This window comes from Knoellia flava TL1, assembly GCF_000768675.1.
Taxonomy (GTDB): Bacteria; Actinomycetota; Actinomycetes; order Actinomycetales; family Dermatophilaceae; genus Knoellia; species Knoellia flava.
The window spans coordinates 44896-71817 of sequence record NZ_AVPI01000019.1 but is presented as its reverse complement, the minus strand read 5'-3'; the positions used below and the strand labels follow the sequence as shown (position 1 = coordinate 71817).

24 protein-coding genes are annotated in these 26922 nt (G+C 71.3%); 15 read left to right on the top strand and 9 right to left on the bottom strand.

The annotated features are described in order from the left end of the window. The 5 genes from N798_RS08290 to N798_RS08270 form a co-directional block, all read left to right on the top strand. Nucleotides 1-487 (top strand): TraR/DksA family transcriptional regulator (locus N798_RS08290; RefSeq protein ID WP_035947688.1); only part of this gene is annotated, 487 nt, incomplete at its 5' end. A gap of 86 nt (nucleotides 488-573) precedes the next feature. Then, nucleotides 574-1080: a signal peptidase II gene (locus N798_RS08285; RefSeq protein WP_035947686.1), complete on the top strand. Its 507-nt coding sequence runs from the start codon at nucleotides 574-576 to the stop codon at nucleotides 1078-1080. Continuing rightward, on the top strand, nucleotides 1073-1996 hold the full coding sequence (locus N798_RS08280) for an RluA family pseudouridine synthase (protein WP_035947685.1): 924 nt from the start codon (nucleotides 1073-1075) through the stop codon (nucleotides 1994-1996). Before N798_RS08285 ends, N798_RS08280 begins: the two co-directional genes overlap by 8 nt. A 123-nt stretch (nucleotides 1997-2119) precedes the next feature. After that, entirely contained in the window at nucleotides 2120-5728 is a 3609-nt protein-coding gene (gene dnaE, locus N798_RS08275; RefSeq protein ID WP_035947684.1) for a DNA polymerase III subunit alpha, read from the top strand. A gap of 49 nt (nucleotides 5729-5777) precedes the next feature. Further along, nucleotides 5778-7976 (top strand): S9 family peptidase, encoded by a 2199-nt coding sequence (locus tag N798_RS08270; RefSeq protein WP_035947712.1) that lies wholly within the window; start codon nucleotides 5778-5780, stop codon nucleotides 7974-7976. Here N798_RS08270 and N798_RS08265 read toward each other — a convergent pair. Further along, nucleotides 7896-8783 (bottom strand): universal stress protein, encoded by an 888-nt coding sequence (locus tag N798_RS08265; RefSeq protein WP_052117060.1) that lies wholly within the window; start codon nucleotides 8781-8783, stop codon nucleotides 7896-7898. The genes N798_RS08270 and N798_RS08265 overlap by 81 nt on opposite strands. A gap of 226 nt (nucleotides 8784-9009) precedes the next feature. Here N798_RS08265 and N798_RS08260 point away from each other — a divergent pair, with 226 nt between their 5' ends. From N798_RS08260 to ctlX, 4 genes are all read left to right on the top strand, one after another. Next, nucleotides 9010-9663 carry a SatD family protein gene (locus N798_RS08260; RefSeq protein ID WP_035947683.1) on the top strand — a complete coding sequence of 218 codons (654 nt, stop codon included), beginning with the start codon at nucleotides 9010-9012 and terminating at the stop codon, nucleotides 9661-9663. Continuing rightward, a complete protein-coding gene (locus N798_RS08255; RefSeq protein ID WP_035947682.1) occupies nucleotides 9660-10424 on the top strand; it encodes a hypothetical protein in 765 nt (254 codons plus the stop codon). The genes N798_RS08260 and N798_RS08255 overlap by 4 nt, the downstream gene beginning before the upstream one ends. A 65-nt stretch (nucleotides 10425-10489) precedes the next feature. Next, nucleotides 10490-11260, top strand: coding sequence for a hypothetical protein (locus N798_RS08250; RefSeq protein WP_035947679.1), 771 nt, complete (start codon nucleotides 10490-10492; stop codon nucleotides 11258-11260). Nucleotides 11261-11387: 127 nt separating this feature from the next. Further along, a complete protein-coding gene (gene ctlX / locus N798_RS08245) occupies nucleotides 11388-12410 on the top strand; it encodes a citrulline utilization hydrolase CtlX (protein WP_084100341.1) in 1023 nt (340 codons plus the stop codon). 42 nt (nucleotides 12411-12452) lie between these two features. Here ctlX and N798_RS18690 read toward each other — a convergent pair whose 3' ends face one another. Together N798_RS18690 and glnA are read right to left on the bottom strand one after the other, a co-directional pair. Next, nucleotides 12453-12989, bottom strand: coding sequence for a dsRBD fold-containing protein (locus N798_RS18690; RefSeq protein WP_035947678.1), 537 nt, complete (start codon nucleotides 12987-12989; stop codon nucleotides 12453-12455). A gap of 728 nt (nucleotides 12990-13717) precedes the next feature. Next, nucleotides 13718-15142, bottom strand: a complete 1425-nt coding sequence (gene glnA / locus N798_RS08235; protein WP_035947677.1) for a type I glutamate--ammonia ligase — start codon at nucleotides 15140-15142, stop codon at nucleotides 13718-13720. A 171-nt stretch (nucleotides 15143-15313) separates the two neighbouring features. Here glnA and N798_RS08230 point away from each other — a divergent pair, with 171 nt between their 5' ends. Together N798_RS08230 and N798_RS08225 are read left to right on the top strand one after the other, a co-directional pair. Beyond that, nucleotides 15314-15730, top strand: a complete 417-nt coding sequence (locus tag N798_RS08230; RefSeq protein WP_035947676.1) for an RDD family protein — start codon at nucleotides 15314-15316, stop codon at nucleotides 15728-15730. 62 nt (nucleotides 15731-15792) lie between these two features. Next, nucleotides 15793-16233: a PPOX class F420-dependent oxidoreductase gene (locus N798_RS08225; RefSeq protein WP_052117058.1), complete on the top strand. Its 441-nt coding sequence runs from the start codon at nucleotides 15793-15795 to the stop codon at nucleotides 16231-16233. A gap of 22 nt (nucleotides 16234-16255) precedes the next feature. Here the strand turns inward: N798_RS08225 and N798_RS08220 are convergent, their stop codons facing one another. The 4 genes from N798_RS08220 to lipB all read right to left on the bottom strand — a co-directional run bounded on the left by N798_RS08220 (nucleotide 16256) and on the right by lipB (nucleotide 19604). Continuing rightward, nucleotides 16256-16912: a LysE family translocator gene (locus N798_RS08220; RefSeq protein WP_035947674.1), complete on the bottom strand. Its 657-nt coding sequence runs from the start codon at nucleotides 16910-16912 to the stop codon at nucleotides 16256-16258. Nucleotides 16913-16991: 79 nt separating this feature from the next. Further along, nucleotides 16992-17729 (bottom strand): DUF4191 domain-containing protein, encoded by a 738-nt coding sequence (locus N798_RS08215; protein WP_035947672.1) that lies wholly within the window; start codon nucleotides 17727-17729, stop codon nucleotides 16992-16994. 96 nt (nucleotides 17730-17825) lie between these two features. Then, entirely contained in the window at nucleotides 17826-18848 is a 1023-nt protein-coding gene (gene lipA, locus N798_RS08210; protein ID WP_035947671.1) for a lipoyl synthase, read from the bottom strand. Nucleotides 18849-18971: 123 nt separating this feature from the next. After that, nucleotides 18972-19604, bottom strand: a complete 633-nt coding sequence (gene lipB, locus N798_RS08205) for a lipoyl(octanoyl) transferase LipB (protein WP_035947669.1) — start codon at nucleotides 19602-19604, stop codon at nucleotides 18972-18974. Nucleotides 19605-19699: 95 nt separating this feature from the next. On the opposite strand from lipB, the gene N798_RS08200 reads away from it, so the two are divergent. The 3 genes from N798_RS08200 to N798_RS08190 are packed head-to-tail and all read left to right on the top strand — an operon-like array spanning nucleotide 19700 to nucleotide 23602. Then, the gene (locus N798_RS08200; RefSeq protein WP_052117057.1) at nucleotides 19700-21943 is read left to right on the top strand and encodes an MMPL family transporter; all 2244 of its coding nucleotides are present in this window, start codon (nucleotides 19700-19702) and stop codon (nucleotides 21941-21943) included. 10 nt (nucleotides 21944-21953) lie between these two features. Further along, nucleotides 21954-23006 carry a Gfo/Idh/MocA family protein gene (locus N798_RS08195; RefSeq protein WP_035947668.1) on the top strand — a complete coding sequence of 351 codons (1053 nt, stop codon included), beginning with the start codon at nucleotides 21954-21956 and terminating at the stop codon, nucleotides 23004-23006. 2 nt (nucleotides 23007-23008) lie between these two features. Beyond that, nucleotides 23009-23602: a DinB family protein gene (locus N798_RS08190; protein ID WP_035947667.1), complete on the top strand. Its 594-nt coding sequence runs from the start codon at nucleotides 23009-23011 to the stop codon at nucleotides 23600-23602. A 13-nt stretch (nucleotides 23603-23615) separates the two neighbouring features. Here the strand turns inward: N798_RS08190 and N798_RS08185 are convergent, their stop codons facing one another. Further along, the gene (locus tag N798_RS08185; protein ID WP_035947666.1) at nucleotides 23616-24347 is read right to left on the bottom strand and encodes a Type 1 glutamine amidotransferase-like domain-containing protein; all 732 of its coding nucleotides are present in this window, start codon (nucleotides 24345-24347) and stop codon (nucleotides 23616-23618) included. A 68-nt stretch (nucleotides 24348-24415) separates the two neighbouring features. On the opposite strand from N798_RS08185, the gene N798_RS17300 reads away from it, so the two are divergent. Continuing rightward, nucleotides 24416-26008, top strand: a complete 1593-nt coding sequence (locus tag N798_RS17300) for a serine/threonine protein kinase (RefSeq protein WP_052117056.1) — start codon at nucleotides 24416-24418, stop codon at nucleotides 26006-26008. Between the two features lie 9 nt (nucleotides 26009-26017). On the opposite strand, the gene N798_RS08175 is transcribed toward N798_RS17300, so the two are convergent. After that, nucleotides 26018-26917 carry a TIGR01777 family oxidoreductase gene (locus N798_RS08175; RefSeq protein WP_035947664.1) on the bottom strand — a complete coding sequence of 300 codons (900 nt, stop codon included), beginning with the start codon at nucleotides 26915-26917 and terminating at the stop codon, nucleotides 26018-26020. Nucleotides 26918-26922: the final 5 nt, after the last annotated feature.

Genomic DNA, 26922 nt, shown 5'->3' with positions numbered 1-26922 from the left:
GTCCGCCGCCAAGAAGGCCCCGGCCACCAAGGCCCCTGCGAAGAAGGCATCCGCCGTGACTGCACCCGCCAGGACTGCAAAGAAGACCGCGAAGAAGGCGCTCGTCGTCCGAGAGGACGAGTCGCCCTGGACCGCCAAGGAGCTGCGCGAGGTCCGGGCCGAGATCGAGGCCAACATCGCGCTCCTGCGCACCGAGCTCGCGCACGCCGAGTCCGAGCTGTCCGACCTGCTGCGCGACTCGGGTGACGGCGCCGGCGACGACCAGGCGGACGCGGGGGCCAAGACCTACGAGCGCGAGCAGGAGATCGCCCTCGCCGACAACGCCCGCGAGATGCTCCACCAGAACGAGCACGCGCTCGAGCGTCTCGATGACGGGACCTACGGCGTGTGCGAGTCCTGCGGCCAGCCGATCGGCAAACTTCGCCTCCAGGCCGCTCCTCGTGCGACCCTATGCATGCGATGCAAGACGAAACAGGAACGCCGCTGACCTCCAGCCTCCAGTCCACACCCGCACCGGCCCCGGAAGATCGCCAGGGCCGGTCGCGGCTGTTTGCGCTCCTCCTCGGGGTCGGCGTGCTCACGCTCGTCCTCGACCAGGGCTCGAAGATCTGGGCCCTGGACGCGCTCACTCCGGGGCAGCCCCGGGACCTCCTCGGGCCGGTCCTCCGGCTCAACCTGATCCGCAACCCGGGCGCGGCCTTCTCGCTCGGCGACAGCGTCACGTGGCTCCTCACGCTCGTGGCGCTCGGCATCGTCGTGTGGGTCGGGCGCGCGGCGACCCGGGTTGGCCACGGTGGGTGGGCGGTGACGCTGGGCATGCTGCTCGGCGGGGCCATCGGCAACCTCATCGACCGCATCCTGCGGGCGCCGGGGTTCGGGCGGGGGCACGTCGTCGACTTCATCGACTACTTCGGGCTCTTCATCGGCAACGTCGCGGACATCGCCATCGTCGTCGCGGCGGCGTTCGGCGCGGTCCTCGCGCTCCGCGGTATCCCGCTCGAGGGCGTGACCCACGGCCGGCACGAGGCCGGCGAGGCGCACCCCGAGCCCGAGGCCGGCGCCGGGGACCCGCATGTCTGACAGCCGCACGATGCTCGTCCCCGACGGGCTTCAGGGGGAGCGCGTCGACGCGGCCATCGCTCGCCTCTTCGGCCTCTCGCGCACGCGCGCCGCGGACCTCGCCTCGGACGGCGGCGTGGCCGTCAACGGCGCCAACGTCGGCAAGTCTCACCGCGTGCACGGCGGCGACATGCTCGAGGTGACGCTGCCGAGCGCCGACCCCAGCCCGACCCTCGAGGTCATCGCCGAGCCCGTGCCGGGGATGACGATCATCCACGACGACGACGACATCGTCGTCGTCGACAAGCCGGTCGGCGTCGCTGCCCACCCGAGCGTGGGCTGGACCGGTCCGACGGTGCTCGGCGGTCTCAAGGCGGCCGGCTACCGCATCTCGACGAGTGGCGCCAGCGAGCGCCAGGGCATCGTCTCGCGGCTCGACGTCGGCACGTCCGGGCTTATGGTGGTCTGCAAGAGCGAGCGCGGCTACTCCGTCCTCAAGCGGGCGTTCAAGCAGCGCTCGGTCGACAAGACCTACCACACGCTCGTCCAGGGTCTCCCGGACCCGCTCGTGGGCACGATCGACGCGCCCATCGGTCGTCACCCGGGCCACGACTACAGGTTCGCCGTCATGGAGTCGGGCAAGCACGCCGTCACCCACTACGAGCTGATCGAGGCCTTCCGCCACGCCAGCCTGCTGGAGATCCACCTCGAGACCGGCCGGACCCACCAGATCCGCGTCCACTTCTCGGCGCTGCGCCACCCCTGCGTCGGCGACCTCACCTATGGCGCCGACCCCGTGCTCGCCAAGCGGCTCGGCCTCGAACGTCAGTGGCTGCACGCCGTCGGGCTCGGCTTCGAGCACCCGGGTACGGGGGAGTGGGTCACCTTCGAGAGCCGATACCCGCAGGACCTCCAGGACGCCCTCGACCGTCTCTGACGCCGTCGCCGGAGTCGTCTGCGCCGCGCTCCAGCAGCCACTGCGGCAGTCCCAGCCGTCACATCCGCCACACCGTGGCGAGCCGTCCAGACCTGTCACCGGGGCGACCTAGGATGATCCACGATGTCGTCGCCCACCTCCTCCCCAGCCCCGGACAGCACGGACAGCTTCGTCCACCTGCACGTCCACACCGAGTACTCCATGCTGGACGGAGCGGCCCGGATCGGGGACCTGTTCACCCGCGCCTCGGAGCTCGGTATGCCGGCGCTCGCCATGACCGACCACGGTTACCTCTACGGGGCGCACGAGTTCTGGCGCAAGGCGCAGGGGACCGGCGTCAAGCCCATCATCGGGCTCGAGGCCTACGTCACGCCGGGCACCCACCGCACCGACAAGACCCGTGTCAAGTGGGGTGACGAGCGCACCCGTCCCGGGGACGACGTCTCCGGCTCGGGTGCCTACACGCACATGACGCTGCTGGCCAAGAACAACAACGGCCTGCGCAACCTCTTCCAGATGGACAGCCGGGCCTCGCTCGACCAGGTCTACGCCAAGTGGCCGCGCCTCGACCGCGAGCTCATCGACCAGCACGGCCAGGGACTCATCGCGACCACCGGCTGCCCCTCGAGCGAGATCCAGACCCGGCTGCGGCTCGGCCAGTACGACCTCGCGAAGCAGGCGGCGAGCGACTACCGCGACATCTTCGGCGCCGAGAACTACTTCTGCGAGGTCATGGACCACCAGAACGAGATCGAGCGCCGCACGATCAAGGACCTGCTGCGGCTGGCCAAGGAGCTCGACCTCCCGCTGCTCGCCACCAACGACAGCCACTACACCTACCCCGAGGACTCGCAGGCCCACGGCGCCCTGCTGTGCGTCCAGTCCGGCTCGACCCTCATGGACCCCAACCGGTTCAAGTTCGACGGTGACGGCTACTACCTCAAGACCGCGGCCGAGATGCGGCACACGTGGCGCGAGCTGCCCGAGGCGTGCGACAACACCCTCCTCGTCGCCGAGATGTGCGAGGTGTCCTTCACCGAGGGTGAGGGCCGCTACATGCCGAAGTTCCCCTGCCCGCCCGGGGAGAACGAGCAGTCGTGGTTCGTCAAGGAGGTCCAGAGAGGCCTGCACGCGAGGTTCCCGGACGGCATACCGGAGTATGCCCAGAAGCAGGCCGACTTCGAGATCGAGGTCATCGTCTCCAAGGGCTACCCCGGCTACTTCCTCGTCGTCGCCGACTTTATCAACTGGGCCAAGTCCAACGGCATCCGCGTCGGGCCGGGCCGTGGCTCGGGTGCCGGCTCGATGTGCGCCTACGCGATGCGCATCACCGACCTCGACCCGATCCCGCACGGCCTCATCTTCGAGCGGTTCCTCAACCCCGAGCGCGCGTCGATGCCCGACTTCGACATCGACTTCGACGAGCGCCGGCGCGGCGAGGTCATCCGCTACGTCACCGAGAAGTACGGCTCGGAGCGGGTCGCGCAGATCGTCACCTACGGCACCATCAAGGCCAAGCAGGCCGTCAAGGACTCGGCCCGCGTCATGGGCCACCCGTTCAACGTCGGCGAGCAGCTCACCAAGGCGATGCCGCCGGACGTCATGGGCAAGGGCGTGCCGCTGTCGGGGATCTACGACCCCGAGCACCCGCGCTACGGCGAGGGCAAGGAGTTCCGCGAGCTCGTCGAGACCGAGCCGCACTTCAAGGAGATCGTCGAGACCGCCAAGGGGCTCGAAGGGCTCAAGCGGCAGTGGGGCGTCCACGCCGCCGGCGTCATCATGTCGAGCGAGCCGCTCATCGACGTCATCCCGATCATGAAGCGGCTGCAGGACGGCCAGGTCCTCACGCAGTTCGACTACCCGACGTGCGAGACGCTCGGCCTGGTCAAGATGGACTTCCTCGGCCTGCGCAACCTCACGATCCTCGACGACGCCATCGAGAACGTGAAGACCAACCGGGGCGAGGACCTCGACCTCGACGCCCTGTCGAAGGACATGACCGACAAGGCGACCTACGACCTGCTCGCGCGGGGCGACACGCTCGGCGTCTTCCAGCTCGATGGTGGCGGCATGCGCACGCTGCTCAAGCTCATGCAGCCGGACAACTTCGAGGACATCTCCGCCGCCCTCGCGCTCTACCGCCCCGGCCCGATGGGCGTCAACGCGCACACGAACTTCGCGCTGCGCAAGAACGGCAAGCAGGAGCTCACGCCGCTCGACCCGCAGCTCAAGGGCAAGCTCCAGCAGGAGATGATCGACGCGCTCGGGCCGATCCTCGGCACGACCTACGGCCTGGTGATCTACCAGGAGCAGGTCATGGAGATCGCCCAGAAGCTCGCCGGCTACACGCTCGGCAACGCCGACCTCCTCCGTCGGGCCATGGGCAAGAAGAAGAAGGAGGTGCTCGACGCCGAGTACATCCCCTTCTCCACCGGCATGAAGGAGAAGGGCTTCAACGAGGCGTCGATCGCGGCGCTGTGGGGCGTCCTCGTCCCCTTCTCGGACTACGCGTTCAACAAGGCGCACACCGCGGCATACGGGCTGGTCTCCTACTGGACCGCATACCTCAAGGCCAATTACCCGGCCGAGTACATGGCCGGCCTGCTCACGAGCGTCGGCGACGACAAGGACAAGTCCGCGCTCTACCTCGGTGAGTGCCGGCGGATGGGCATCAAGGTCCTCCCGCCCGACGTCAACGACTCCGTCGCACGGTTCGCCGCCGTCGGCGCCGACATCCGCTTCGGCATGGCCGCGATCCGCAACGTCGGCCACAACGTCGTCGAGGCGATCATCGCCGCACGCGAGGAGAAGGGCGCGTTCACGTCGTTCCGCGACTTCCTCTCCAAGTGCCCCGCCGTCGTCTGCAACAAGCGCACCATCGAGTCCCTCATCAAGGGCGGCGCCTTCGACGGGCTGGGTGAGTCGCGCGCCGGGTTGCTGCGGGTCCACGAGGAGTACGTCGACGCGTTCGTCGCGATCAAGCGCCAGGAGGCCATCGGCCAGGACTCGCTCTTCGGTGCCTTCGGCGACGACGACGACTCCGGCGCAGGTGACGCGATGATGGGCCTGACGCCCGTGCCGACGGTCGAGTGGGACAAGTCCACCCTGCTCACCTTCGAGCGCGAGATGCTCGGCCTCTACGTCTCGGACCACCCGCTCTTCGGTGTCGAGCACGTCCTGCAGCAGCACGCCGACACGGCGATCGCGACGCTGAGCGCCGAGGACGGCAAGCCCGAGGGCTCGATGGTCACCGTGGCCGGGCTCATCACCGGCCTGCAGATCAAGCGCACCAAGAAGGGCGACCTCTGGGCCATCGCCACCGTCGAGGACCTCGAGGGCGCCATCGAGTGCCTCTTCTTCCCGAGCGCCTACCTCACGGTCTCGACGATGCTCTCGCAGGACGTCGTCGCCGTCGTCCGGGGCAAGGTCAACCGGCGTGACGACTCGGTGTCGATCTATGCCCAGGAGCTCACCCTGCCCGAGCTCACCGAGGGTCCGCGCGGACCCGTCGTCGTCACGCTCGACACGCTGCGTGCGACGACCGGCCGGATGGAGGAGCTCAAGGGCGTGCTCGCCAACCACCCCGGCACGACCGAGGTCCACCTCAAGCTCACCAAGCCGGGCCGCACGACGCTCATCCGGCTCGACGACGCGCTGCGCGTCAACGCCAGCGAGTCGCTCTACGGCGACCTCAAGGTCCTCCTCGGCCCGAGGTGCCTCACCGGTGGCTGAGCCGACATCCGAGCCGACGTCCACGGCCGACCCCGAGAACGGCACCGCGATGCCCTCGACGACCCTCCCGACGCCTCCCGTCGCCGCCACGCGTGCGCACGTCCGGGAGCACCACGGCGACCGGGTCGACGACGCCTACGAGTGGCTGCGCGACGGTGACGACCCGGAGGTCGTGGGCCTGCTCGAGGCCGAGAACGCCTATGCCGACGCGCGCACCGAGCACCTGAAGCCGTTGCGCGACAGCATCTTCGGAGAGATTCGGTCGCGCGTGCTCGAGACCGACCTCTCTGTCCCCGTGCGCTCGGGGCCCTGGTGGTACTACTCCCGCACCGTCGAGGGGCAGCAGTACCCCATCCAGGCGCGGGTGCCGGTCGCCGACGCGGCCGTCCGGCCGGTCGTCGTGCCCGACCGCGTCCCCGACGGTGAGCAGGTCCTCGTCGACGGCAACGTCGAGGCGGGCGACTCCGAGTTCTTCTCGATCGGGGCCCTCACGGTGAGCCCGGACCACACGCGGCTCGCACTGGCCACCGACGCGACGGGCGACGAGCGCTTCGACCTCGTCATCCGCGACCTCACGACGGGCGAGACCCTCGACGAGGGCATCACCGGCATCGGCTACGGCGTCGAGTTCTCCCTCGACGGTGGCACGGTCTTCTACACCCGGCTCGACGACGCCTGGCGCCCCCACCAGCTGTGGCGCCACCGCGTCGGGGGCGACCCCGCCGAGGACGTCCTCGTCCACGAGGAGACCGACGAGCGGTTCTGGATGGGCATCGGAACGAGCCGTGACGACCGGTGGATCATCTTCTCGCTCGGCTCCAAGACGACCTCCGAGGTGCGCCTCCTCGACGCCGCGACGCCCGAGGCCGACTTCCGCGTGGTGGCCGCCCGCCGCGACGGCGTCGAGTACGACGTCGAGCCCGCCGAGGACCGGCTCCTCATCGTGCACAACACCGACAACCCCGACTCGGACCTCGCGTGGGCCCCGCTCGACGCGACGAGCCACGACCAGTGGCAGCCGCTCCTGCGCGCGGGCACGGGCGAGCGGTTCCTCGGTGTCGACGCTTTCGACGACGTCGCCGTGCTGTCGCTGCGCCGCGACGGGCTCACCGCCCTGTCGCTGCTCGCGGTCGACCCGTCGGCCGAGTCCGGTTATGCCACACCGGTTCCCGTCGGCTTCGACGAGCCCATCTACTCGGTCGGGCTGGGTGACAACCGAGAGCGCGACCAGTCCGCGCTTCAGCTCGTCTTCGAGTCCTTCGTCACGCCGCGGACCGTCCTCGAGCTCGACCTCTCCTCGGGCGAGCGCACCGTCCTCAAGCAGCAGCCCGTCATCGGCGACGTCGACCTCTCCGACTACGTCCAGCGACGCGAGTGGGCCACCGCGGAGGACGGCACCCGGGTGCCGATCTCGGTCGTGCACCGGGCCGACCTCGCGCCCGACGGGACGCACCCCGGTCTGCTCACGGCATACGGGGCCTACGAGTACTCCAGCGACCCCTACTTCTCCGTCGCGCGGCTCTCGCTGCTCGACCGCGGAGTCGTCCACGCGACCGCCCACGTGCGGGGCGGCGGTGAGATGGGGCGGCACTGGTACGACGACGGCAAGCTCCTCGCCAAGCCGCACACGTTCTCCGACACCGTCGCCTGCGCGGACCGTCTCGTCGAGCTCGGCTGGGTGGCCGGCGACCGGCTCGGTCTCGAGGGCGGTTCTGCCGGAGGGCTGCTCGTCGGTGCGGTCCTCAACCTCGCGCCCGACAGGTTCCGCGTCGCGCACGCCGCGGTGCCCTTCGTCGACGCGCTCACGACGATCCTGCGGCCCGACCTGCCGCTCACCGTGGGGGAATGGGAGGAGTGGGGCAACCCGCTCGAGGACCCCGAGGTCTATGCCGTCATGAAGGCGTACACCCCCTACGAGAACGTCGCCCCGCGCGACTACCCCGCCATCCTCGCGACGACGAGCCTGCACGACACCCGCGTCTTCTTCACCGAGGCGGTCAAGTGGGTGTCACGGCTGCGTGCCACCGTCACCAACGACGAGGCGACCCGACCGATCCTGCTGCGGACCGAGATGGCCGCCGGGCACGGCGGACGCAGCGGGCGCTACGCCGCGTGGGAGCAGGTCGCCTGGGAGTGGGCCTTCGTCCTCGACCAGCTCGGCGCGACCTCACGGCTCCCGCGGGTGCACGAGGACGAGCGGGCAGGCGGTGCGGCCGAGGAGCCGGCTCGAGACCGACCCGAGGTGTAGCCCCGGGAAGCCCCCCGTGCCCCGCGCCCCCACGACGACGAGGTCGGCGGTGTCGGCGGCCTGGATGAGCGCGGCGACCGGAGAGCTGCGCACGACCTCGTGGTGGACCTTGACGGCCGGGTGCTGGATGCTGCTCGACGCGATCTCGCGACCCACGCGTTGCTCCAGCTCGCTCTCGTATGCCGGCCAGCTCGAGTCCGTGGACAACGTCGGGTCCTCGGGTCCCTTCGCCTCCCAGGCGTGGACGACGACGAGCTCGGCCTCCTGCGAGGCCGCGTAGTCGAAGGCGGCGTGGAGGGCGGCCGACGAGGCGCTCGACCCGTCGACCCCGACGACGACGCGGTGGTGCGGTGGCTCGCTGTGCCCCTCGTGGCCGACGATGACGACGGGGCAGGTGGCGTGCGCGGCGACCTGCTGCGCGACGGCACCGATGGTGGCGCGGCTGAGGAGGCCGTGGCCGACGGCGCCGAGGACGACCATCGCGGCGTCGTGCGAGGCCTTGACGAGGGCGGGGGAGGCGAACCCCGGGGGAAGCGAGGTGGTCACCGTCAGCGAGCTGTCGACCGCGTGGGCCCGGGCGCGTGCGGTCGCGAGCAGGCGCTCGCCCTCCTCCTTGAGCGAACTCTGGTCGGTGCTGCCGAACCCGAGCATCGGGATGTCCGGTGCGAAGGCATGGATGAGGTGCAGCGGGGACGACATCCGCGACGCCCGTTCGGCGGCCCACGCAAGGGCCGCCCAGCCGTGCGCCGAGCCGTCGATGCCGACGACGATGCGCGCGCTGGGGGTGGGGGAAGTGATGCCGCTCATGACGCCTCCACGAACTCGGTGGTCAGGCGGCGGGAACCCTCGGGCCCGGGGACCGTGGTCCCGTCGTCGCGGACCTCGTCGGTCCGTACCCCTCATTCTGGACCCACGGGACGAGGCCGCGCCGCCCGACGCGCGCATCGGCCCGGCCGGAGTTGAGGCGAGGGCTTCATTGACCGTGGATGAAGTACATATCTGCATTATGGTCGAATGAAGGTATGATCTGGATATGTCACGAGTTCAGCTCTCACCTGTCGTCCTCATCGGCGACATCGTCCGTTCCCGGTCGAGCGCCGACCGCCGCGGGCTGCACCGCGCCCTCGAGTCGGCGCTCGCGGACACCAACGCTCGGGTCGACCACGTCGAGCCCCTCGAGGTCACGGTGGGTGACGAGTTCCAGGGTGTCTACACGCACCTCGGTGCGGCGCTCGAGGCGGCGCTGCGCACGCGGGTCGCTCTCCGGGAGCGGGCCGAGACGCGCTATGGAATCGGCCGGGGCGCGACGACGACACTCGACGCGAAGCGGGGGATCAAGGACGGTCCCGCCTGGTGGGCCGCCCGCGAGGCCATCGTCGCGGTCGAGGAGGAGGCCCGGCGGGCGGCGCTGGGCCACGTGCACACGGCATACCGGTTGGCGGAGGGTGAGCCCGACGACCTCGGCACATCGGTGGCCGTCGACGCGGCGCTGCACTGTCAGGACCACATGGTTGGCTCGTTGTCGGAGAGGTCGGGACGGCTGTTGAGAGGACTGCTCGAGGGGATGACGCAGAAGGAGCTGGCCGCCGCGGAGGGGATCACCCCGTCCGCGGTGTCGCAGAGGGTGAGGACCGATGGTCTCGCCGTCATCCTGCGCTGCCACGAGCTGTTGAGGACGCTGCCGTGACGTGGCTCGCGGTGTGGCTGCTGGGGGTGGGTGTCACCGACCTGCTCCGGGCCGTCGACGCTCGGCCCGTCCGCCGCGTGGCCGTGCCCGTGGGCGCCGTGACGGTCGTCGGCGTCGGGCTCCTCGCGGACCTCACAGGGGTTGCCGACCTCGTCGCCCTTCTCGCGTCGGTGGCCCCTCTCGTCGGGTGGGTCGCGCTCTCGGAGCGGTCACTGCGCCGTGGGGGCGGGCACGCGCAGGCGCTGCTCGTCCTCGGTGGGACCGCAGCGGCGCTCGTGGCGACGTCGGGCTTCGCGTCTCCTGCCGACGGACCCCTGAGGGACTGGTTCGCGTGGGCAGACCTGCCGCTCGCCGCCGACGGCCCGCTCGACCATGTGCTGCTCGTCGCCGGGCTCTTCGTGGCCAACCTCGCCACCGGCAACGTCATCGTCCGGCTCGTGCTCGTGAGCGTCGGCGCGATGCGTCCGTCGTCCCGCGCTCCAGCCGAGCGTGAGGGCGAGCCGTCCGAGAGGCTCAAGGGTGGGCGGCTCCTCGGTCCGATGGAGCGCGCCTTCATCCTCGGGCTCGGGCTCGCCGGTCAGGTGACCGCGGCGAGCATCGTCATCGCTGCCAAGGGACTCATCCGCTTCCCCGAGCTCCAGTCCGCCAAGGACGACGGCACGGTCAAGGGCGACGGGATCGACCAGGTCACCGAGTACTTCCTCGTCGGCAGCTTCGTCAGCTGGCTCGTCGCACTGGGGTCGCTCGCGCTCACCCGATGACCGTGCCGCTGGGGCATGCTGGGAGCACGCCGCGTCATCGGACGCGACAGGACGGAGGACGGACCATGGGTTTCCTCGACAGGCTCCTCGGGCGTGAGCCGCGGATGCAGGACCAGCACGGAGCGCCTGGGTCCGGCGGCGGGTCATGGGGTGCGCAGGGCGGACCGTCCGCGGTTCCCGCCGGCCCCGGATCTGCCGGAGTCGGGCAACGGTTCCAGGGCTCGGGTGGGGAGCAGGGCGAGGACGCGCGGGCGATCGCGCGCTACCGCTACCTGCTCCGCACCGCGCCTCCCGAGACGCTCGAGCAGGTCCACGCCGAGGCCTTCGCCAAGCTCACCCCAGAGCAGCGGCAGCAGGTCCTCACCGGGCTCTCGCAGGACGCCCCGCAGGGTGAGGCGCCGCGCAGCGCCGAGCCGCAGGACCTCGCCCGGGCGGCGACCCGTGCGGAGATGCGTCAGCCCGGCACGCTCGAGCGCACCTTCGGCGGCCGCGGCGGCATGGGCATGGGCGGCACGCTCATGGGCTCGATGATGGGCACGATCGCCGGCGTGGTCGTCGGCAGCGCCATCGCAGACGCCCTCTTCGACGACTACGGCTCCTCGCCCGAGGCGGCCGAGGCCGGCGAGGCGACGGGTGACGCAGGGTCGGATGCCGGTGGTGATGGTGGTGGTGACGCCGAGAGCGAGGCCGGCGGCGCCGGGGACGAGGCCGCCGGAGGTGACGTCGGTGGAAGCGACTTCGGCGGCGGAGACTTCGCCGGCGGGGACTTCGGTGGCGGAGGCGACTTCGGTGGCGGAGGGGACTTCGGTGGCGGAGGGGACTTCGGCGGGTTCTGACGCCGCTTCGCCTCCGGGCGCCCGGCCCGGCGGCTCCCACCGAGGTGACGGGACGGCATACCGGCTCGTCGGGTGACGGGAGCGGGTGCGCTTCGGGGCCGCGTTCGGGATGCACTACATTCCGTCCGTGAGTGCTCAGGCCCCTTCTGCTGTCATCCTCGTCCGCGCCGAGAAGTTCCTGCCCAACCCCGCGACGGCCGCCGACAACGCGTTCCAGCGCGATGTCCCGTCCGGGCAGAGCGACGAGGCGGTGTCGGCGACGGCGCTGGCCGAGATGGATGCCCTCGCCGACGCCCTGAGGCAGGCCGGTGTCCGGGTGCACGTCTTCGCCGACGAGGACCACACCCGCCCCGACAGCGTCTTCCCCAACAACTGGCTCTCGACGCACGCCGGCGGCTACGTGGCGGTCTACCCGATGTATGCCTCGAACCGGCGGCACGAGCGGCGTGCCGACGTCCTCGAGATGCTCAAGTCGGACTACCGCGTCCAGGCGATCGTCGACTACTCCGGGCTCGAGCCCGACGGGATCTTCCTCGAGGGGACCGGCGCGATGGTCCTCGACCACGTGTCGCGCGTCGCCTACACGGCGCGCAGCCACCGGGCCGACATCGCCGTGCTCGAGCGGTTCTGCACGGACTTCGGCTACGAGCCGATGGCCTTCGACGCCGTCGACTCCGAGGGCGTGCCGGTCTACCACACCAACGTCATCGCCTGCATCGGCACCGACGTCGCGATGATCGCCCTCGAGATGATCCCCGACGCGGTGCGCCGCGAGCAGGTGCGCGAGCGGCTCTCGGTGACCGGCCGCACGATCGTCGAGCTCACCGAGGACCAGATCCGCGAGTTCGCGGGCAACGCCGTCGAGCTGTGCGGTCGGACCCCGGAGGGCAAGCGTCGCTACGTCATGGCGATGTCGGCGCGCGCCCGTCGGAGCCTGCGGCCCGAGCAGGTGGCCGCGATCGAGGAGTCGTGCGAGATCGTCGCGGTCGACATCCCGACGATCGAGCTCGCGGGCGGCTCGGTGCGCTGCATGATCGCCGGCGTCCACCTCGACCGCCGGCCGACGGCCGAGGCGGAGCCGACGGCGCTCGTCGAGGCGATCGACGAGACCGCCGAGACCATCGACGGCCAGGACCTCTTCGAGGACTGACCTCGACGCCGGCTTCCGGGTCAGCCGGAGCGCAGGGTTCGGTCAGCGGGAGCGCAGCGTGACGTCGTGCTCCCCGGTGGCTCCCTCGATGTCATCGGCGGCGGTGTCGAGCAGCCGGTCGGCGAGCCGGCGAAGCGCCCGCGCCACGGCGACCTCGTCACCGATCTCGGGCACGGGGTCGTCGTCGGTGCTTCGGTGGCTGTGTCCGTGCGCCGTGAGGTGGCGCGGTGAGTCGGCGATGAGGACGACCCGCGCCTCGGCGTCGTCGTCGTCACCGAGGATGCTGATGCGCACCGTCCAGTCGCGGGCGTGCAGGTGCACCCCCGACGGGTTGTGGCCGGGTGTCGGCTCCGCCGCCCTCGCGGCCGTGGTGGGGGCGGGGGCCTCGCCGTGGGCCGGGTCGATCCGCAGGACCGAACCCGGTCCGGGATAGAGCAGCCCCTCGTGGCCGTCGGTCCACCGCACGAGGTAGGGAGGCTGGCCGTCGGCGCCGCGGGTCTCGACCACCTCCCCCTCCCGCAGGGCTCCCTCGATGGTCGGGGTCGCAAGGATGATGTGGTCTCCGGGCAGCGCTCGCATGGCGTCCTCCTTCTCCGTCCGAGACCTTCAGCATCCTCCGTTGACGGGCGCCGCGGAGGGGTCGAAGGTCCCGCGCGAAGGGCGTCACTCGCGCGCGGCCCCGGGCGCTCATGGAGCATTGAGGTCGAACCGGATGCCGGCGACCCGGATGCCGAAGCACACGCCGGCGACGAGCTCGGCGACACCCACCTCGGAGGGCATGGACCTAGGTGCGCCTCGGCCGTGGACGGTGACCCGCATGCTGTCCGACGCCGAAAGCACCGGTCCGGTGCGCGTCACCACGGTTCACTCGACTCCCGGCAGGACATGTTGGGCCATCGCGACGTCGACCGCGCCCACGACCTCGTCGAGGCAGGTGACGTGGCGTCGTGCCCGCAGGCGCGCATGACCGGAACCCGGTCGGCACCCTCAGCGCCGCTCGAGGGCGCCGTCACCGTGCTGGCGCAGTCGAGCCCGGTGTCCCCGCACGCCAGCAGCGCGTCCATGTCGGTGCGCAGCAGCCGGACGGTCCGTGACCGTTGCGCAGGACGCCCACGACGCCGGTGCCGCCGACACCCTCGGAGACGTCGAACCCCTGCTCACGCAGACGACCGCCAACCGCCGCCGCCGTCTCGTGCTCCTGGTGAGGTCCCCAGGCCCTGGGCGGACGGCATACGGAGGAAAGACCGAGGGTCCGGAGGGAAATGTTCCCTCCGGACCCTCAACGTTCCCTCATGGGGAGCAAAAGCTCAGATGTCGAAGTACATCTCGAACTCGTGCGGGTGCGGGCGGAAGCGGATCGGGTCGACCTCGTTCTTGCGCTTCCACTCGATCCAGGTCTCGATGAGGTCCTTGGTGAAGACGTCACCCTCGAGGAGGAACTCGTGGTCGGCCTCGAGCGCGTCGAGGACGGCGGGCAGCGAGCCGGGGACCTGCTCGATGGCCTCGTGCTCCTCCGGCGGGAGCTCGTAGAGGTCCTTGTCCACCGGCTCCGGCGGCTCGATGCGGTTGCGGATGCCGTCGAGACCGGCCATGAGCTGCGCCGCGAACGCGAGGTACGGGTTGCACGAAGGGTCCGGGATGCGGAACTCGATGCGCTTGGCCTTGGGCGAGTCACCGGCGATCGGGATGCGGACGCAGGCGGAGCGGTTGCGCGCCGAGTAGACGAGGTTGACCGGCGCCTCGTAGCCCGGGACCAGGCGGTGGTAGGAGTTCACCGTCGGGTTCGTGAACGCGAGGACGGCGGGGGCATGCTTGAGCAGGCCACCGATGTACCAGCGCGCGATGTCGGACAGACCGCCGTAGCCGCGCTCGTCGTAGAAGAGCGGCTCGCCGTCCTTCCAGAGCGACTGGTGGGTGTGCATGCCCGAGCCGTTGTCACCGAAGATCGGCTTCGGCATGAAGGTCGCGGTCTTGCCCCCCTGCCACACCGAGTTCTTGACGACGTACTTGAACTTCATCATGTCGTCGCCGGAGGCGAGCAGCGTGTCGAAGCGGTAGTTGATCTCCTGCTGGCCCGCGGTGCCGACCTCGTGGTGGCTGCGCTCGACCTTGATGCCGACCTTGTCGAGGTTGAGGCAGATGTTGTCGCGGACGTCGGCGAAGTGGTCGACCGGCGGGACGGGGAAGTAGCCGCCCTTGTAACGGGTCTTGTAGCCCTTGTTGCCGCCCTCCTCCTCGCGACCGGTGTTCCACGCGGCCTCGACGGAGTCGATGAAGTAGTAGCCGGCGTTGGCCTTGGTCTCGAAGCGGACGTCGTCGAAGACGTAGAACTCGGCCTCGGCGCCGAAGTAGGCGGTGTCCGCGATGCCCGTCGAGACGAGGTAGGCCTCGGCCTTGGCGGCGATGTTGCGCGGGTCGCGGCTGTAGGGCTCGTCGGTGAACGGGTCGACGATCGAGAAGTTCATGATGAGCGTCTTGTGCTCACGGAACGGGTCGAGGTACGCCGAGGACGGGTCCGGGATGAGCTTCATGTCGGACTCGTGGATCGCCTGGAAGCCGCGGATCGACGAGCCGTCGAAGGCCTGGCCGTTGGTGAAGAAGTCCTCGTCGACGGTCTCGGCCGGCACGTTGAAGTGCTGCATGACACCGGGGAGGTCGCAGAAACGGATGTCGACGAACTTGACGTCCTCGTCCTTGATGAACGACAGGACCTCGTCAGCAGAGCTGAACAACGTGGGGCCTCCTAGGCAAAGGGAACGGCGGGCGGTGCCCGGACATGTCGAGAACCCTAGAGGCGTGCGGTTTCCCGTCCATGACCCGAATGTTTCACCGGTGTTACACCCTGCCAGACACCTCGACGACCCGTCCGAGGCGTCCAGAGTGGCGCCGCATACAGTCCTCGTGTGAGCACCGAACACGAGCCGTCGTATGCCGGCGAACAGCTCGGCCTCCCGGCCGGCGGACCCGGGTCGATGGCTCCGTTGTGGCGCCGGGCCCTGGGTCTGCTCGTCGACTGGGTGCTGGTCCAGGTCCTCGCCCGCTTCGCCTTCGGGGCCGACCTCGGCGCCGGGGGGGCGCAGGCGTTCGTGCCGCTCGGCCTGCTCGCCGTGCTCAACATCCTCACGGTCACGGCGTTCGCCGCGACTCCGGGCCACGCCCTCATGCGGCTGCAGGTGCTGCAGGTCAAGCCGGGCTCGTTCCCGCTTCAGGTCGTCGTCCGCACGCTGCTGCTCTGCCTCTTCGTCCCGGCCGTCCTCAGCGCGCGCGACGGCCGCGGCTTCCACGACGCCCTCGCCGGCACCGTCATCGTCCGCCGCTGAGCGAGCCGTGATCCGCCCCTGACCCACGGAACAGCGTCGAACGAGGGGCTGTTGGTGCAGGCATGGACATCGACGAGGCATTGGCCTTCGCCCGCAGCGGACGCGAGTCCGTGCTCACGACGATCCGCCGGGACGGGAGGCCGCAGCTGTCCAACGTGCTGCACCACGTCGGCGAGGACGGCACGATCGCGATCTCGACGACCGCCGGCCGCGCCAAGGTCAAGAACGTCGCGCGCGAGCCGTGGACCGCGCTCCACGTCAACGGCAGCTCCTTCTTCTCGTATGCCGTCCTCGAGGGGACGGCCTCCGTCACCGAACCCGCGTCGAGCCCCGACGACGAGGTGGCCGACGCGCTCGTCGACCTCTACCGCGCGCTCGCCGGTGAGCACGAGGACTGGGACGCCTACCGCCGCGCGATGGTCGAGGAGAGGCGCGTGGTCCTCACGATCACGCCGACGCAGGCCTACGGCATGGCCGACCTGCCGCGTGCCAGCGGCACCTGACGCCGAGCGGCGACCCCCGGACTCAGAGGGTGCGTGACCCCGTGGCGGCGGTGAAGCCGCCGAGCCCGATGTAGGTGAGGCCGATGGCGACCTTGCCCCTGGCCGACCTCCTGCCGCCGCGGCGTCGGGCCATCCGGGTCGAGATGGTTCCGGCGAGGGCGCCGTAGCTCGCGTCGAAGACCATGCCGATCGCGACGAAGACCGCACCGAGCACGATGATCTGGGAGGTCATCGAGCCGCGGGCAGGGTCGAGGAACTGCGGGAAGAAGGCGAGGAAGAACAGCGCCACCTTCGGGTTGGCGATGCCCACGAGGTAGCCCTGGCGCCAGCTCGTCCAGTCGCTCTGCCGCGCCGAGCGCCCCACCGTCGGTATCTCGACCGGAGCCGTCGCGCCGCGGCTGCGGAGCACCGAGATGCCGAGCCAGACGAGGTAGCCGGCACCGACGTAGCGGACGACCGACAGGGCCAGCGCCGACGTCGCGAGGACGGCGGTCAGCCCGAGGGCGGTGGCCACGACGAACGTCGCGTTCGCGGACTCGACGCCGACGGCCGACATGACACCGACGCGCCGCCCACCCGCGGCACCCCGGGCGACGAGGAAGAGCATGGCCGGGCCGGGGAAGAGGATGAGCAGGACCGACGCGCCGGCGAAGGCGGCGAGGGTGGGAGCGGATGGCATACGGACATGGTGGACCCGAGCGACCGCCCGAGGCGAGAGGATTCCGGCAGGCGAGCGGGGCGCAGCGACCCCGGCAGTGTCACTTGCCGCGCATGGCCTTGCGGTCGACACGGGCGCGGGTCGGGTCCATGCCGGCCGGGACGCCGGTGCGCAGGCCGCCGAGCGACTTGAGCCGCTTGTTGACGACCGACGCCTCGTCCTTGGTGAGCACCGGGCGCATCCGGGTGAGCTTCGAGCTGATCTTGCTCACCTTGACCTCGTCGTCGCCGTCGCCGACGACCCAGAGGTGCACGGGGACGCCGGGGGCGACGCGGTTGACCTTCTTCTCCTCGGCCTTGAGCAGCTTGAGGGCGCGCTGCTTCGGGCCCTCGCCGATGAGGACGACGCCGGGGCGACCGAGGGCCCGGAAGACCATGGCCGAGCCGGCGAGGTCGCTCGGCTTCGAGGCACGGTTGGCGTCGACGGCGACGGGCTCGGTCGACGCGTACCAGCCGCGGCGGCCCATGCTCTGGAGGGCGGCACCGGCGGCGCCGGCCTGGCCCTCGAGCATGCCGTACATGGCCTTGTTGCCACGACGGTTCATGACGAACGTGGCGGCGAGCAGGGCGGCCGGGATGGCGATGAGGATGAGGTAGAAGCGCCACAGCCCACCGAGGAGGAAGCCGATGCCGACGATGACGGCGAACGTCACCAGGGCGGCCGCCAGCATGGCCCACCCGATCTTCGGGTCGAGCTGCTTGACGGCGCGGTAGCCCTGGCGGATCTCGGCGAACCGTCCGGGCTTCTTCTCGGCGGTGGTCTCTTTGGCCTTGGCCACGGGGTGGGTGCTCCTGCGTCGGTGGGTGGTGCTGGGGTCGTGCTGGTCAGGCTCGGCGGGCGTCGGCGCGCCGGTGCCAGAGAATCAGGATACGGCTCACGCGGTGGCCGCGGCACGGGCGACGAGCGAGGCAGCCTCCTGCCGGGCGGGGTCGCCGGCGGCCCGGGCGAGGTGGGTGAGGTGCTCGGGGATGGGGCGGCCCCACTTCGTCATCGCGGTCGCCCAGAGGCGGCCGGCGCGGTAGGACGAGCGGACGAGCGGTCCGGCCATGACGCCCTTGAAGCCCATGTCCTCGGCCACGGTGCTCCAGTGGACGAACTCCTCGGGCTTGACCCACCGGTCGATCGGGTGGTGCAGCTTCGAGGGACGGAGGTACTGCGTGATCGTGAGGATGTCGCAGCCCGCGTCGTGGAGGTCGGCGATGGCCTGCTCGACCTCGTGGTCCTCCTCGCCCATGCCGAGGATGAGGTTGGACTTCGTGACGAGCTCGGCGTCGCGGGCCATCGAGAGGACCTTGAGCGACTTCTCGTAGGTGAACGCCGGACGGATCTGGCGAAAGATCCGCGGCACCGTCTCGAGGTTGTGCGCGAACACCTCGGGGCGCGCGCTGAAGACCTGGCCCACGAGCTCGGGCTTCGCGCCGAAGTCGGGCGGCAGGATCTCGACGCCGGTGTTGGGGTTGAGCGCGTGGATCTGCCGGATCGTCTCGGCGTAGAGCCCGGCAGCGCCGTCGGGCTGGTCGTCGCGGGCGACGCCGGTGACGGTGGAGTAGCGCAGACCCATCTGCTGGACCGACTCGGCGACGCGCCGCGGTTCGTCGAGGTCGAGCGCGGTGGGGCGTCCGGTGGCGATGTCGCAGAAGTCGCAGCGACGGGTGCAGACGTCACCGCCGATGAGGAAGGTGGCTTCCTTGTCCTCCCAGCATTCGAAGATGTTGGGACAGCTGGCTTCCTGGCAGACGGTGTGGAGCCCTTCGCGCTTCACCATGCCGTGGAGCTGGGTGTACTCCGGGCCCATCTTGGCGGTGGTGCGGATCCACTCGGGCTTGCGCTCGATCGGGGTCTCGGCGTTGCGCGCCTCGACGCGCAGGAGACGACGTCCTTCGGGTGCGACAGTCACGCGCTCCAGAGTACGCCCGCGATGAGACACCCCCCACATCCGGCCGACGTGAGGCGGCCCCGGAAGGAGGCGCGGGTCCCACGATCTGCGTGGGCCGGCATACGGGTCCGTCGTGACGCGGACTCAGCCGAGGACGTCGGTCAGGTGCTTCTCGGCGTAGGGGAGGAGGTCCTGGACGGTGACGGTCTGGCCGGCCTCGCGGCTGATCGACGAGACACCGGCGTCGGCGATGCCGCACGCGATGATGTTGTCGGCCCACGAGAGGTCGGCGTCGCAGTTGAGCGCGAAGCCGTGCATCGTCGTCCGCCTGCTCACCCGCACGCCGATCGCGCCCAGCTTGCGGTCCGGGCCCCGGTCGTCAGCGAGCACCCACACGCCGCTGCGTCCCTCGACGCGCACCGTCTCGACGCCGAACTCGCGCGTCATCCGCATCATCGCCTCCTCGAGCCGGCGCACGTGCGCGACGACGTCGACGGGCACCTCGGGCAGCCGCACGATGGGGTAGCCGACGAGCTGGCCGGGGCCGTGCCACGTGATGAGGCCGCCGCGGTCGACGTCGACGACGGGCGTGCCGTCGAAGGGACGCTGCTCGGGCTGCGTGCGTTTGCCCGCGGTGTAGACCGCCGCGTGCTCGAGCAGCAGCGTCGTGTCCGGCTCGCGCTCCTCGGCGACGGCGGCGTGGACCTCGCGCTGCTTCTCCCAGCCGTCGAGGTAGTCGACGAAGTCGGGGGCGAAGCCGAGGTGCACGAAACGCATGCCCCCACCGTATGACGTCCCACGCAGAGCGTGGGGCCCGGTCTCGTCGCCCGTCCCGCCTCCCCTCGCGGGAGCGGGCACCTACGCTGAGGTGCGTGACGCATCGCAGGGGAGCGCCGGAGTCCCGCCGGCCACGACGGGTCATCCTCGGGGCGCTCGTCGTCCTCGTCGCCTGGCTGGCGGTGGGAGCCGTCGGGGGCCCCGCGACCGGGCGGCTCTCGGAGGTGCAGAAGAACGACAACGCGTCCTTCCTGCCGACCGACGCCGAGTCGACCGCCGTCCTCGAGGCGGTGGGGCGCTTCAGCGACGACGAGGAGATCCCGCTCTTCCTCGTCGCCGAGGACCGGGACGGGGGCGAGCTCGACGAGCGTGACGCCTTCGCCCTGCTCCAGCTCGGCAAGGAGCTGCCGTCGATCCCGCTCCCGGGGCTCGACCGCACGCTGGGTGACTATCTCGTCGAGGGCGCGCAGATCGTGCCGGTGCCGAGCGAGGACCGCAAGGCCGCCCTCGTCGTCATCCCGCTCACCGAAGCGGCCGTCTCCGACGTCATCGAGGGCGAGGCACCGATCGTCGCCGCCGCCGAGGAGGTGCGGACCAAGGCCCGCGTCGCGCTCAGCGGGACCGGGATGACGACGAGTGTCGGTGGACCCGGCGGGCTCGTCGCCGACTTCTCCGCGGCCTTCGCGGGCATCGACGGCGTGCTGCTGCTCGTCGCGCTCGCGGTCGTGCTCGTCATCCTGCTCGTCGTCTACCGCAGCCCGATCCTGCCGATCGCGGTGCTGCTCAGCGCGGTCTTCGGACTCGCCTTGGCCGTGCTCGTCGTGAGGCCGCTCGCCGAGAACGGCGCCATCGAGCTCTCCGGCCAGTCGCAGGGGATCATGTTCATCCTCGTCGTCGGCGCCGCCACCGACTACGCCCTGCTGCTCGTGAGCCGGTTCCGCGAGGAGCTGCACGAGCACGACAACACGTGGACGGCCCTGCGCCGGGCGTGGCGCGGGTCGGTCGAGCCCATCGTCGCCTCGGCCGCGACCGTCATCCTCGGCCTGCTGTGCCTCATGCTCGCCTCGCTGCGCAACACCGCCGGGCTGGGACCCGTGGGTGCGTTCGGGGTCGCCGGCGCGCTGCTCGCGTCGCTGACGTTCCTGCCGGCCGTGCTGCTCCTCTTCGGGCGCAAGGCGTTCTGGCCGTTCGCTCCCCGCGTCGACCACCACCACGCCGAGGACGCCGTCGGCACCCGCTCGCTCTGGGGTCGCGTCTCCGGGCTAGTCGGCCGCCACCCCCGCCGGACCTGGGTCGTCACCCTCGCGGTGCTGCTCGCCGCCGCCGCGTTCGCGCCAACGTTCAGGGCGGAGGGGGTGACCATCAAGGACACCTTCCTCGTCGCCACCGACTCCGTCGACGCGCAGGAGGCGCTCGAGCGCCACTTCGCCGCCGGCGCCGGGAGCCCGGTCCAGGTCGTCGTGCCCGAGGACCGAGCCGAGGCGGTGCGGTCGGTGCTCGAGGACGACCCGGGCATCGAGTCCGCGTGGATCGGCGTCCAGCCGCCCGTCCCCGGCCAGCCGGCCCCCGAGGCCGCACCCGTCGACGGCCTCCAGCTCGTCCAGGGAACGGCGACCGGCGCGGCCGACAGCCCCGAGGCCGAGGAGACCGTGCGTCGGCTGCGGGTGGCCCTCGACGACGTGAGCCCGGACGCGCACGTGGGCGGGCAGGCGGCGATCAACCTCGACGTGCTCGAGGCCAGCGGGCGCGACCTGCGGGTCATCGTGCCCGCGATCCTCGTCGTCATCTTCCTCGTGCTCTGCGTCCTGCTGCGGTCCCTCGTCGCACCGCTGCTGCTCGTCGTCGCCAACGTCGTCTCGTTCGCCGCGACCATCGGCGTCTCGGCGCTCGTCTTCAACCACGTGCTCGGCTTCGGTGGCAGCGACCCGGCGATCCCGCTCTACGGGTTCGTCTTCCTCGTGGCTCTCGGCATCGACTACTCGATCTTCCTCATGACCCGCGTGCGCGAGGAGTCGGTCCGTCGGGGGACGAGGCCCGGGATCCTCGTCGGCCTCGCGGTCACTGGTGGCGTCATCACCAGCGCGGGTATCGTCCTCGCTGCGACCTTCTCGTCGCTCACCGTGCTGCCGCTCGTCTTCCTCGTCCAGGTGGCCTTCATCGTCGCGTTCGGCGTCATCCTCGACACCTTCGTCGTCCGCAGCCTGCTCGTCCCGGCGCTCGCCCACGACATCGGACCGAAGGTGTGGTGGCCGGCGAGGCTGCGAGGTGAGCGGGCGCCGAGCCGCGTGGCCGACCCCGCGGTCGAGGCGGGGGAGGCCGCTGACACCGTGGCCCACTAGGGTCCGGAGGATGGTGAGAGTCGGACTCGCAGGCTATGCATCCGCAGGACGGGGCATCCACGCCCCGCTGATCCGTGACGCCGGGCTCGAGCTCGCCGCCGTGGCCACGTCCAACCCCGAGCGTCGTGCCGAGGTGGCGCAGGACTTCCCCGACGCCCTCGTCGTCGACGACCTCGACGCGCTCCTGGCGGTCGAGGGCCTCGACGTCGTCGTCCTCGCGACGCCGAGCGGCAGCCACCTCGCGCACACCCGGACGGTGCTCGAGGCCGGCCTTCCGTGCGTCGTCGACAAGCCGCTCGCCGTCGACGCCGACGGCGCCCTCGAGCTCGTCGACGTCGCGCGCCACGAGGGGGTCGCGCTCACGGTCTTCCAGAACCGGCGCTACGACCCGCAGTTCACGACACTGGCCACCGTCGTCGCCGACCGGCTCGTCGGGGAGCCGTTCCGCTGCGAGCTGCGCTGGGAGCGGTGGCGCCCGGTCGCCAAGGACCGCTGGCGCGAGAATGCCCCACCGGCCGAGGGCGGCGGCATCCTGCTCGACCTCCACTCGCACCTCGTCGACATGGCGGTCCAGCTCTTCGGCCCGGTCGAGACGGTCTTCGCGACCGTCGAGTCCCACACGACCCCCGCCGAGGACGACGCCTTCCTCGTATGCCGTCACGCGTCCGGCGTGACGACGCACCTCGGTGCCACGTCCGTTGCCGGCGCCCCGGGTCCGCGGGTGCGCCTGCTCGGTCGCGACGCGGCATACGTCCAGAACGACTTCGAGAGCGACGTCAACGTCTTCCCCGACACCGCGGACGCCGACGACGAGCACTGCGGCTGGCTCTACCGCGCCGACGAGCGCGAGCCCGTGCCCACGACACCGTCGACCCAGGTGGACTTCTACCGCGCCGTGGGAGCCGCAGTCGGTGCCGAGGACGTGCAGGCGGCCATGCCCGTGGACCCGTCCGACGCCGTCCACGTCCTCGCCGTCATCGACGCTGCCCGCGTGAGCGCCCAGGACGGGCGGGTCGTCGAGGTCGTCACGCAGGGCACCCGGCCGCGCCCCGAGGAGGCATGACGATGTACGAGGACCCCAAGGCGGTCCTGGTGCGATACCTCGCGAGGGCACGCGAGGCCGTCCTCTGGAAGCTCGACGGGCTCTCCGAGCACGACGTGCGGCGTCCCCTGACGCCGACCGGCACCAACCTGCTCGGCGTCGTCAAGCACCTCGCCGCGATGGAGGCCGGCTACTTCGGGGACTGCCTCGGCCGGCCGCTCCCGGACCTGCCCGACTGGTATGCCGCCCTCATGGACGACACCCTCGAGGACAACGGTGACATGTGGGCGACCGCCGACGAGTCACGTGAGTCGATCCTGGGTCTCTATGGCAGGGCGTCCGCGCACGCCGACGAGGTGCTTGCCGACCTCGATCTCGACGCCACCGGCACCGTGTCGTGGTGGGGCGAGGGTGGCGAGACGGTGCCCGTGCACGTGCTCCTCGTGCACATGATCGCCGAGACCAACCGGCACGCGGGCCAGATGGACATCGTCCGCGAGCTCGTCGACGGGGCGACCGGGATGCGGGCCGAGGCGCCGAACCTGCCCCAGCAGGACGAGGAGTGGTGGGCGGCCCACCGGCAGCGCCTGCAGGAGACGGCCGACCGGTTCCGCTGAGCCACGGGCCCGGTCAGGGGTTGCGCAGGCGCCGCGGCTCGATGCGCTCCTCGACCGCGCGCCCGTCCTCGAGCCGCACGACATAGGCGCCCTTGCCGTCGCGCTCGGAGACGGCCTCGACGAGCTCGGTGCCGTCGTAGACAAGGCCCACGCCGTCGTCGGTGCAGTGCGTCTCTGGCAGGGTGCCGTCGGCCACCAGCCGGTGGACGAGCGGTCGACGGCGTTCCTCGCTGTCGTAGTGGACGCCGTTGCCCCAGGGCAGCAGGGCGAGGCCGTTGGTGACCGCCCGGAGCTCGGGACCGAAGGAGTCGGTCGTGCCACCGGCATACCAGCAGATCGACCCGGCCGAGACGCCCGAGAGGACGACGCCCGCCTCCCACGCGGCCCGCATGGCCGGGCCGAGGTCGTGGACCGCCCAGACGGCGAGGAGGTTGGCGACGGAGCCGCCGTTGACCCAGACGACGTCCTGCTCGAGCAGGTGCCCGGCGACGTCCTCGACGTTGGGCATGGGGAAGAGGTCGAGCGTCGAGATGTCGAAGCCGGCGACGCGACCGGCCTGATGGACGTGGTCGTTGAAGAACCTCTGGTCACCGCTCGCGGTCCCCATGAAGGTGACCTTCGGCCGGCCCTCGGCCCCCGAGAGCTCGACCGCATGGTGCACGAGGGCGTCGAACTCGAGGTAGGTGCGGGTCGCGGGGCGGTAGCCCCCGGACGTGGCGAGGATCGTTCGGCTCTGGGCTGGCATCCAGCGACCCTAGCGGCAGCTGTGGAAAAGCCTGCGGCGCGTTCCTGCATCTCCGCGACAGTGGCGGCATGGACACCGCGGAGCGCACGACCCCCTCGTATGCCGGCCGCCACCGTTCCGTGGACGCCTCGACCCCGAGCATCCCCGGCTACGCCGTGACCGGCCTGCTCGGCCGGGGCGGCTCCGGGTCCGTCTGGTCGGCGACGTCCGAGGCCGGCTGCGACGTCGCCGTCAAGGTGGTGCCCGTGGCGGATGCCGACGACGCGCTCGTGGAGCTCGCCGTGCTCGCCAGGATCAGGGACCCGCACCTCGTGCGGTTCCACGAGGCGCTGGCCCTGCCCTCGGGCGAGGTGGCGCTCGTCCTCGGCCTCCTGACCGGGGGCACGCTGGGCTCGCTCGTCCGCACCCGCGGACACCTGTCCCCGGGCGAGCTCGTCACCGTGCTCAGCCCGGTCGCCTCGACGCTTGGCCGGCTGCACGCCTCGGGTGTCGTGCACGGTGACCTCTCGCCCGACAACGTCCTGCTCGACCACGACGGACGCCCATTCGTCGCGGACCTCGGGGTTGCGGGACTCGTCGGCGGGCGGGCCGACGAGGTGTGGGGGACCGAGGGCTTCGTCGCGCCCGAGGTGCTCGCCGGCCAGTGGCCGAGTGCTGCCGCCGACGTCCACGCCCTGGGGGCGTTGGCGTGGTTCTGCCTCACGGGCAGTCCTCCCGGTCCCGCAGGGCTGCGCGGGCGGCTGGCCGACCACGCACCCGGTGTGCCGGACGCCGTCGTCGCCGCTGTCGAGGGTGCACTGCGCACGTCCAACGAGGACCGGCCCGACGCCGACGAGCTCGCCCTCGCCCTCTTCGAGAGCACGACGGCCCAGCCGCTCGAGCTCGCCGCACACCAGGGCGACGAGGAGCTCGCGCTGCTCACCCGCAGGATCCGTGCAGCGGCGAGGTCGACCTCCGACGAGGTGGCCGCGAGCCCTGTCTCGCGGCGCTGGCCCGAGTGGCGACGGCCGCAGAGGCGCAGGCTCGGGCTGCGGGGGATCGAGTGGCGACGGCTCGAGTGGCGTCGGGTGGGGCCGTGGGTCGCCGCGGTGCTCGTCACGACCCTCGCTGGGGGTCTCCTCGCGTGGCACGGCCTGCGGGACGAGGCGCGGGCGGCGACGCACCCGGCTCGGGTGTCGTCGACCGCCACCGGGGTGGCGTCCGAGGGGAAGCGAGGCGAGGAATCGTCCGTGGCGTGGGGGAGCCAGGGCGGGACGGACGCGCGCGTGCTCGGTGACGCGCCGCGACGTGACCCGAAGGCGCTCGCGCAGGCCCTCGCGGACGCGCGGGCGGAGGCGTGGTCGTCGGGCGTGGCCGCGCGGCTCGTCGAGGTCGACGCACCCCGGTCGCCGGCACACGCCCGCGACACCGAGGTCCTGAGCGAGGTTCAGCGCTCCGGCCGACGATACGTCGGCCTGTCGTTCGTCGTGCGCGACGCACGGCTCGAGTCCGCCTCCGAAGATCGGGCCACCCTGCTCGCCGCGATCGACACCTCGGCCCACGTCGTGCGCGGTCCGCTGGGCGACCTGCGCCGCCCTGCCGTCACCGGGGCACCGCTGCTCCTCGACCTCGTCCACACCGCCTCCGGATGGCGGGTCGCCGAGGTGAGGGCGGCCCAGTAGCCGTTGCGCCTAGGAGGGGTCGGAGACGAGCCAGCGCACCGCGTCGGGCAGGGTCGCGTGCTCGTGCTCGAAGCCGCTCTCGAGCAGCCGCTGGGGGAGCGCGCGCTGGCTCGCCAGGATGTCGCTCGACATCTCACCGAGGACGGCTCTCAGCGCAAAGGCCGGCGCCGGCAGCAGCGTCGGCCGGTGCAGCTGACGGCCCATCTCGGCGACGATCTCGCGCTGTGGCGCCGGGTCGGGTCCGGTGAGGTTGACCGGGCCCTCGAGTCGCTGGTCGAGGACGTGGAGGATGCCGCGCACCTCGTCGGGCAGCGTGATCCACGGCCAGTAGTGCCGCCCGTTGCCCAGGGGCCCGCCGAGACCGAGCCGGGTGAGCAGCAGGAGCGGCTTGAACGCGTCGCCCTTGGGTGCCATGACGATGCCCGTGCGCACGCAGGCGACGGGGGCGCCGGCCGCGCGGGCCGGCTCTGTCGCACCCTCCCAGGCACGCACGAGCTCGGCGAGGAACCCCGAGCCGCCCGGGCTCTCCTCGGTGAGGACCTCGTCTCCGCGGTCACCGTAGTAGCCGACGGCCGACCCGTTGACGAGGTGGACCTGCCGCCCCGTCGCTGCGATCGCCTCGGCGAGCGCGGTCGTGCCGTGGGTGCGTGACGAGATGAGGAGCGCCTTGAACTCCGGGGACCACCGCTTCTCACCGATCGAGGCGCCGGCGAGGTTGACGACCGCGTCGACCCCGTCGAGGACCGCCGGGTCGAGGTGGCGTGAGGCCGGGTCCCACTGCACCTCCTCGGCGTGCTCCGGCGGGCGCCGGACGAGCCGGACGACCTCGTCGCCCCGGGCGCGCAGGGAACGACACAGCGCACCCCCGATCAGGCCGGACGAGCCGGTGACGGCGATGCGCTGTGTCATGGAAG

What these genes read in the sequence shown, in the direction of transcription:
- N798_RS08195 (WP_035947668.1), top strand. Translation starts at nt 21,954, where the DNA reads ATGGTGAGAGTCGGACTCGCAGGCTATGCATCCGCAGGACGGGGCATC.
- N798_RS08265 (WP_052117060.1), bottom strand. Translation starts at nt 8,783, where the DNA reads ATGAGCGGCATCACTTCCCCCACCCCCAGCGCGCGCATCGTCGTCGGC.
- N798_RS08270 (WP_035947712.1), top strand. Translation starts at nt 5,778, where the DNA reads ATGCCCTCGACGACCCTCCCGACGCCTCCCGTCGCCGCCACGCGTGCG.
- dnaE (WP_035947684.1), top strand. Translation starts at nt 2,120, where the DNA reads ATGTCGTCGCCCACCTCCTCCCCAGCCCCGGACAGCACGGACAGCTTC.
- N798_RS17300 (WP_052117056.1), top strand. Translation starts at nt 24,416, where the DNA reads ATGGACACCGCGGAGCGCACGACCCCCTCGTATGCCGGCCGCCACCGT.
- N798_RS08225 (WP_052117058.1), top strand. Translation starts at nt 15,793, where the DNA reads ATGGACATCGACGAGGCATTGGCCTTCGCCCGCAGCGGACGCGAGTCC.
- N798_RS08280 (WP_035947685.1), top strand. Translation starts at nt 1,073, where the DNA reads ATGTCTGACAGCCGCACGATGCTCGTCCCCGACGGGCTTCAGGGGGAG.
- N798_RS08190 (WP_035947667.1), top strand. Translation starts at nt 23,009, where the DNA reads ATGTACGAGGACCCCAAGGCGGTCCTGGTGCGATACCTCGCGAGGGCA.
- N798_RS08250 (WP_035947679.1), top strand. Translation starts at nt 10,490, where the DNA reads ATGGGTTTCCTCGACAGGCTCCTCGGGCGTGAGCCGCGGATGCAGGAC.
- N798_RS08260 (WP_035947683.1), top strand. Translation starts at nt 9,010, where the DNA reads ATGTCACGAGTTCAGCTCTCACCTGTCGTCCTCATCGGCGACATCGTC.
- N798_RS18690 (WP_035947678.1), bottom strand. Translation starts at nt 12,989, where the DNA reads ATGCGAGCGCTGCCCGGAGACCACATCATCCTTGCGACCCCGACCATC.
- N798_RS08175 (WP_035947664.1), bottom strand. Translation starts at nt 26,917, where the DNA reads ATGACACAGCGCATCGCCGTCACCGGCTCGTCCGGCCTGATCGGGGGT.
- N798_RS08185 (WP_035947666.1), bottom strand. Translation starts at nt 24,347, where the DNA reads ATGCCAGCCCAGAGCCGAACGATCCTCGCCACGTCCGGGGGCTACCGC.
- lipB (WP_035947669.1), bottom strand. Translation starts at nt 19,604, where the DNA reads ATGCGTTTCGTGCACCTCGGCTTCGCCCCCGACTTCGTCGACTACCTC.
- N798_RS08220 (WP_035947674.1), bottom strand. Translation starts at nt 16,912, where the DNA reads ATGCCATCCGCTCCCACCCTCGCCGCCTTCGCCGGCGCGTCGGTCCTG.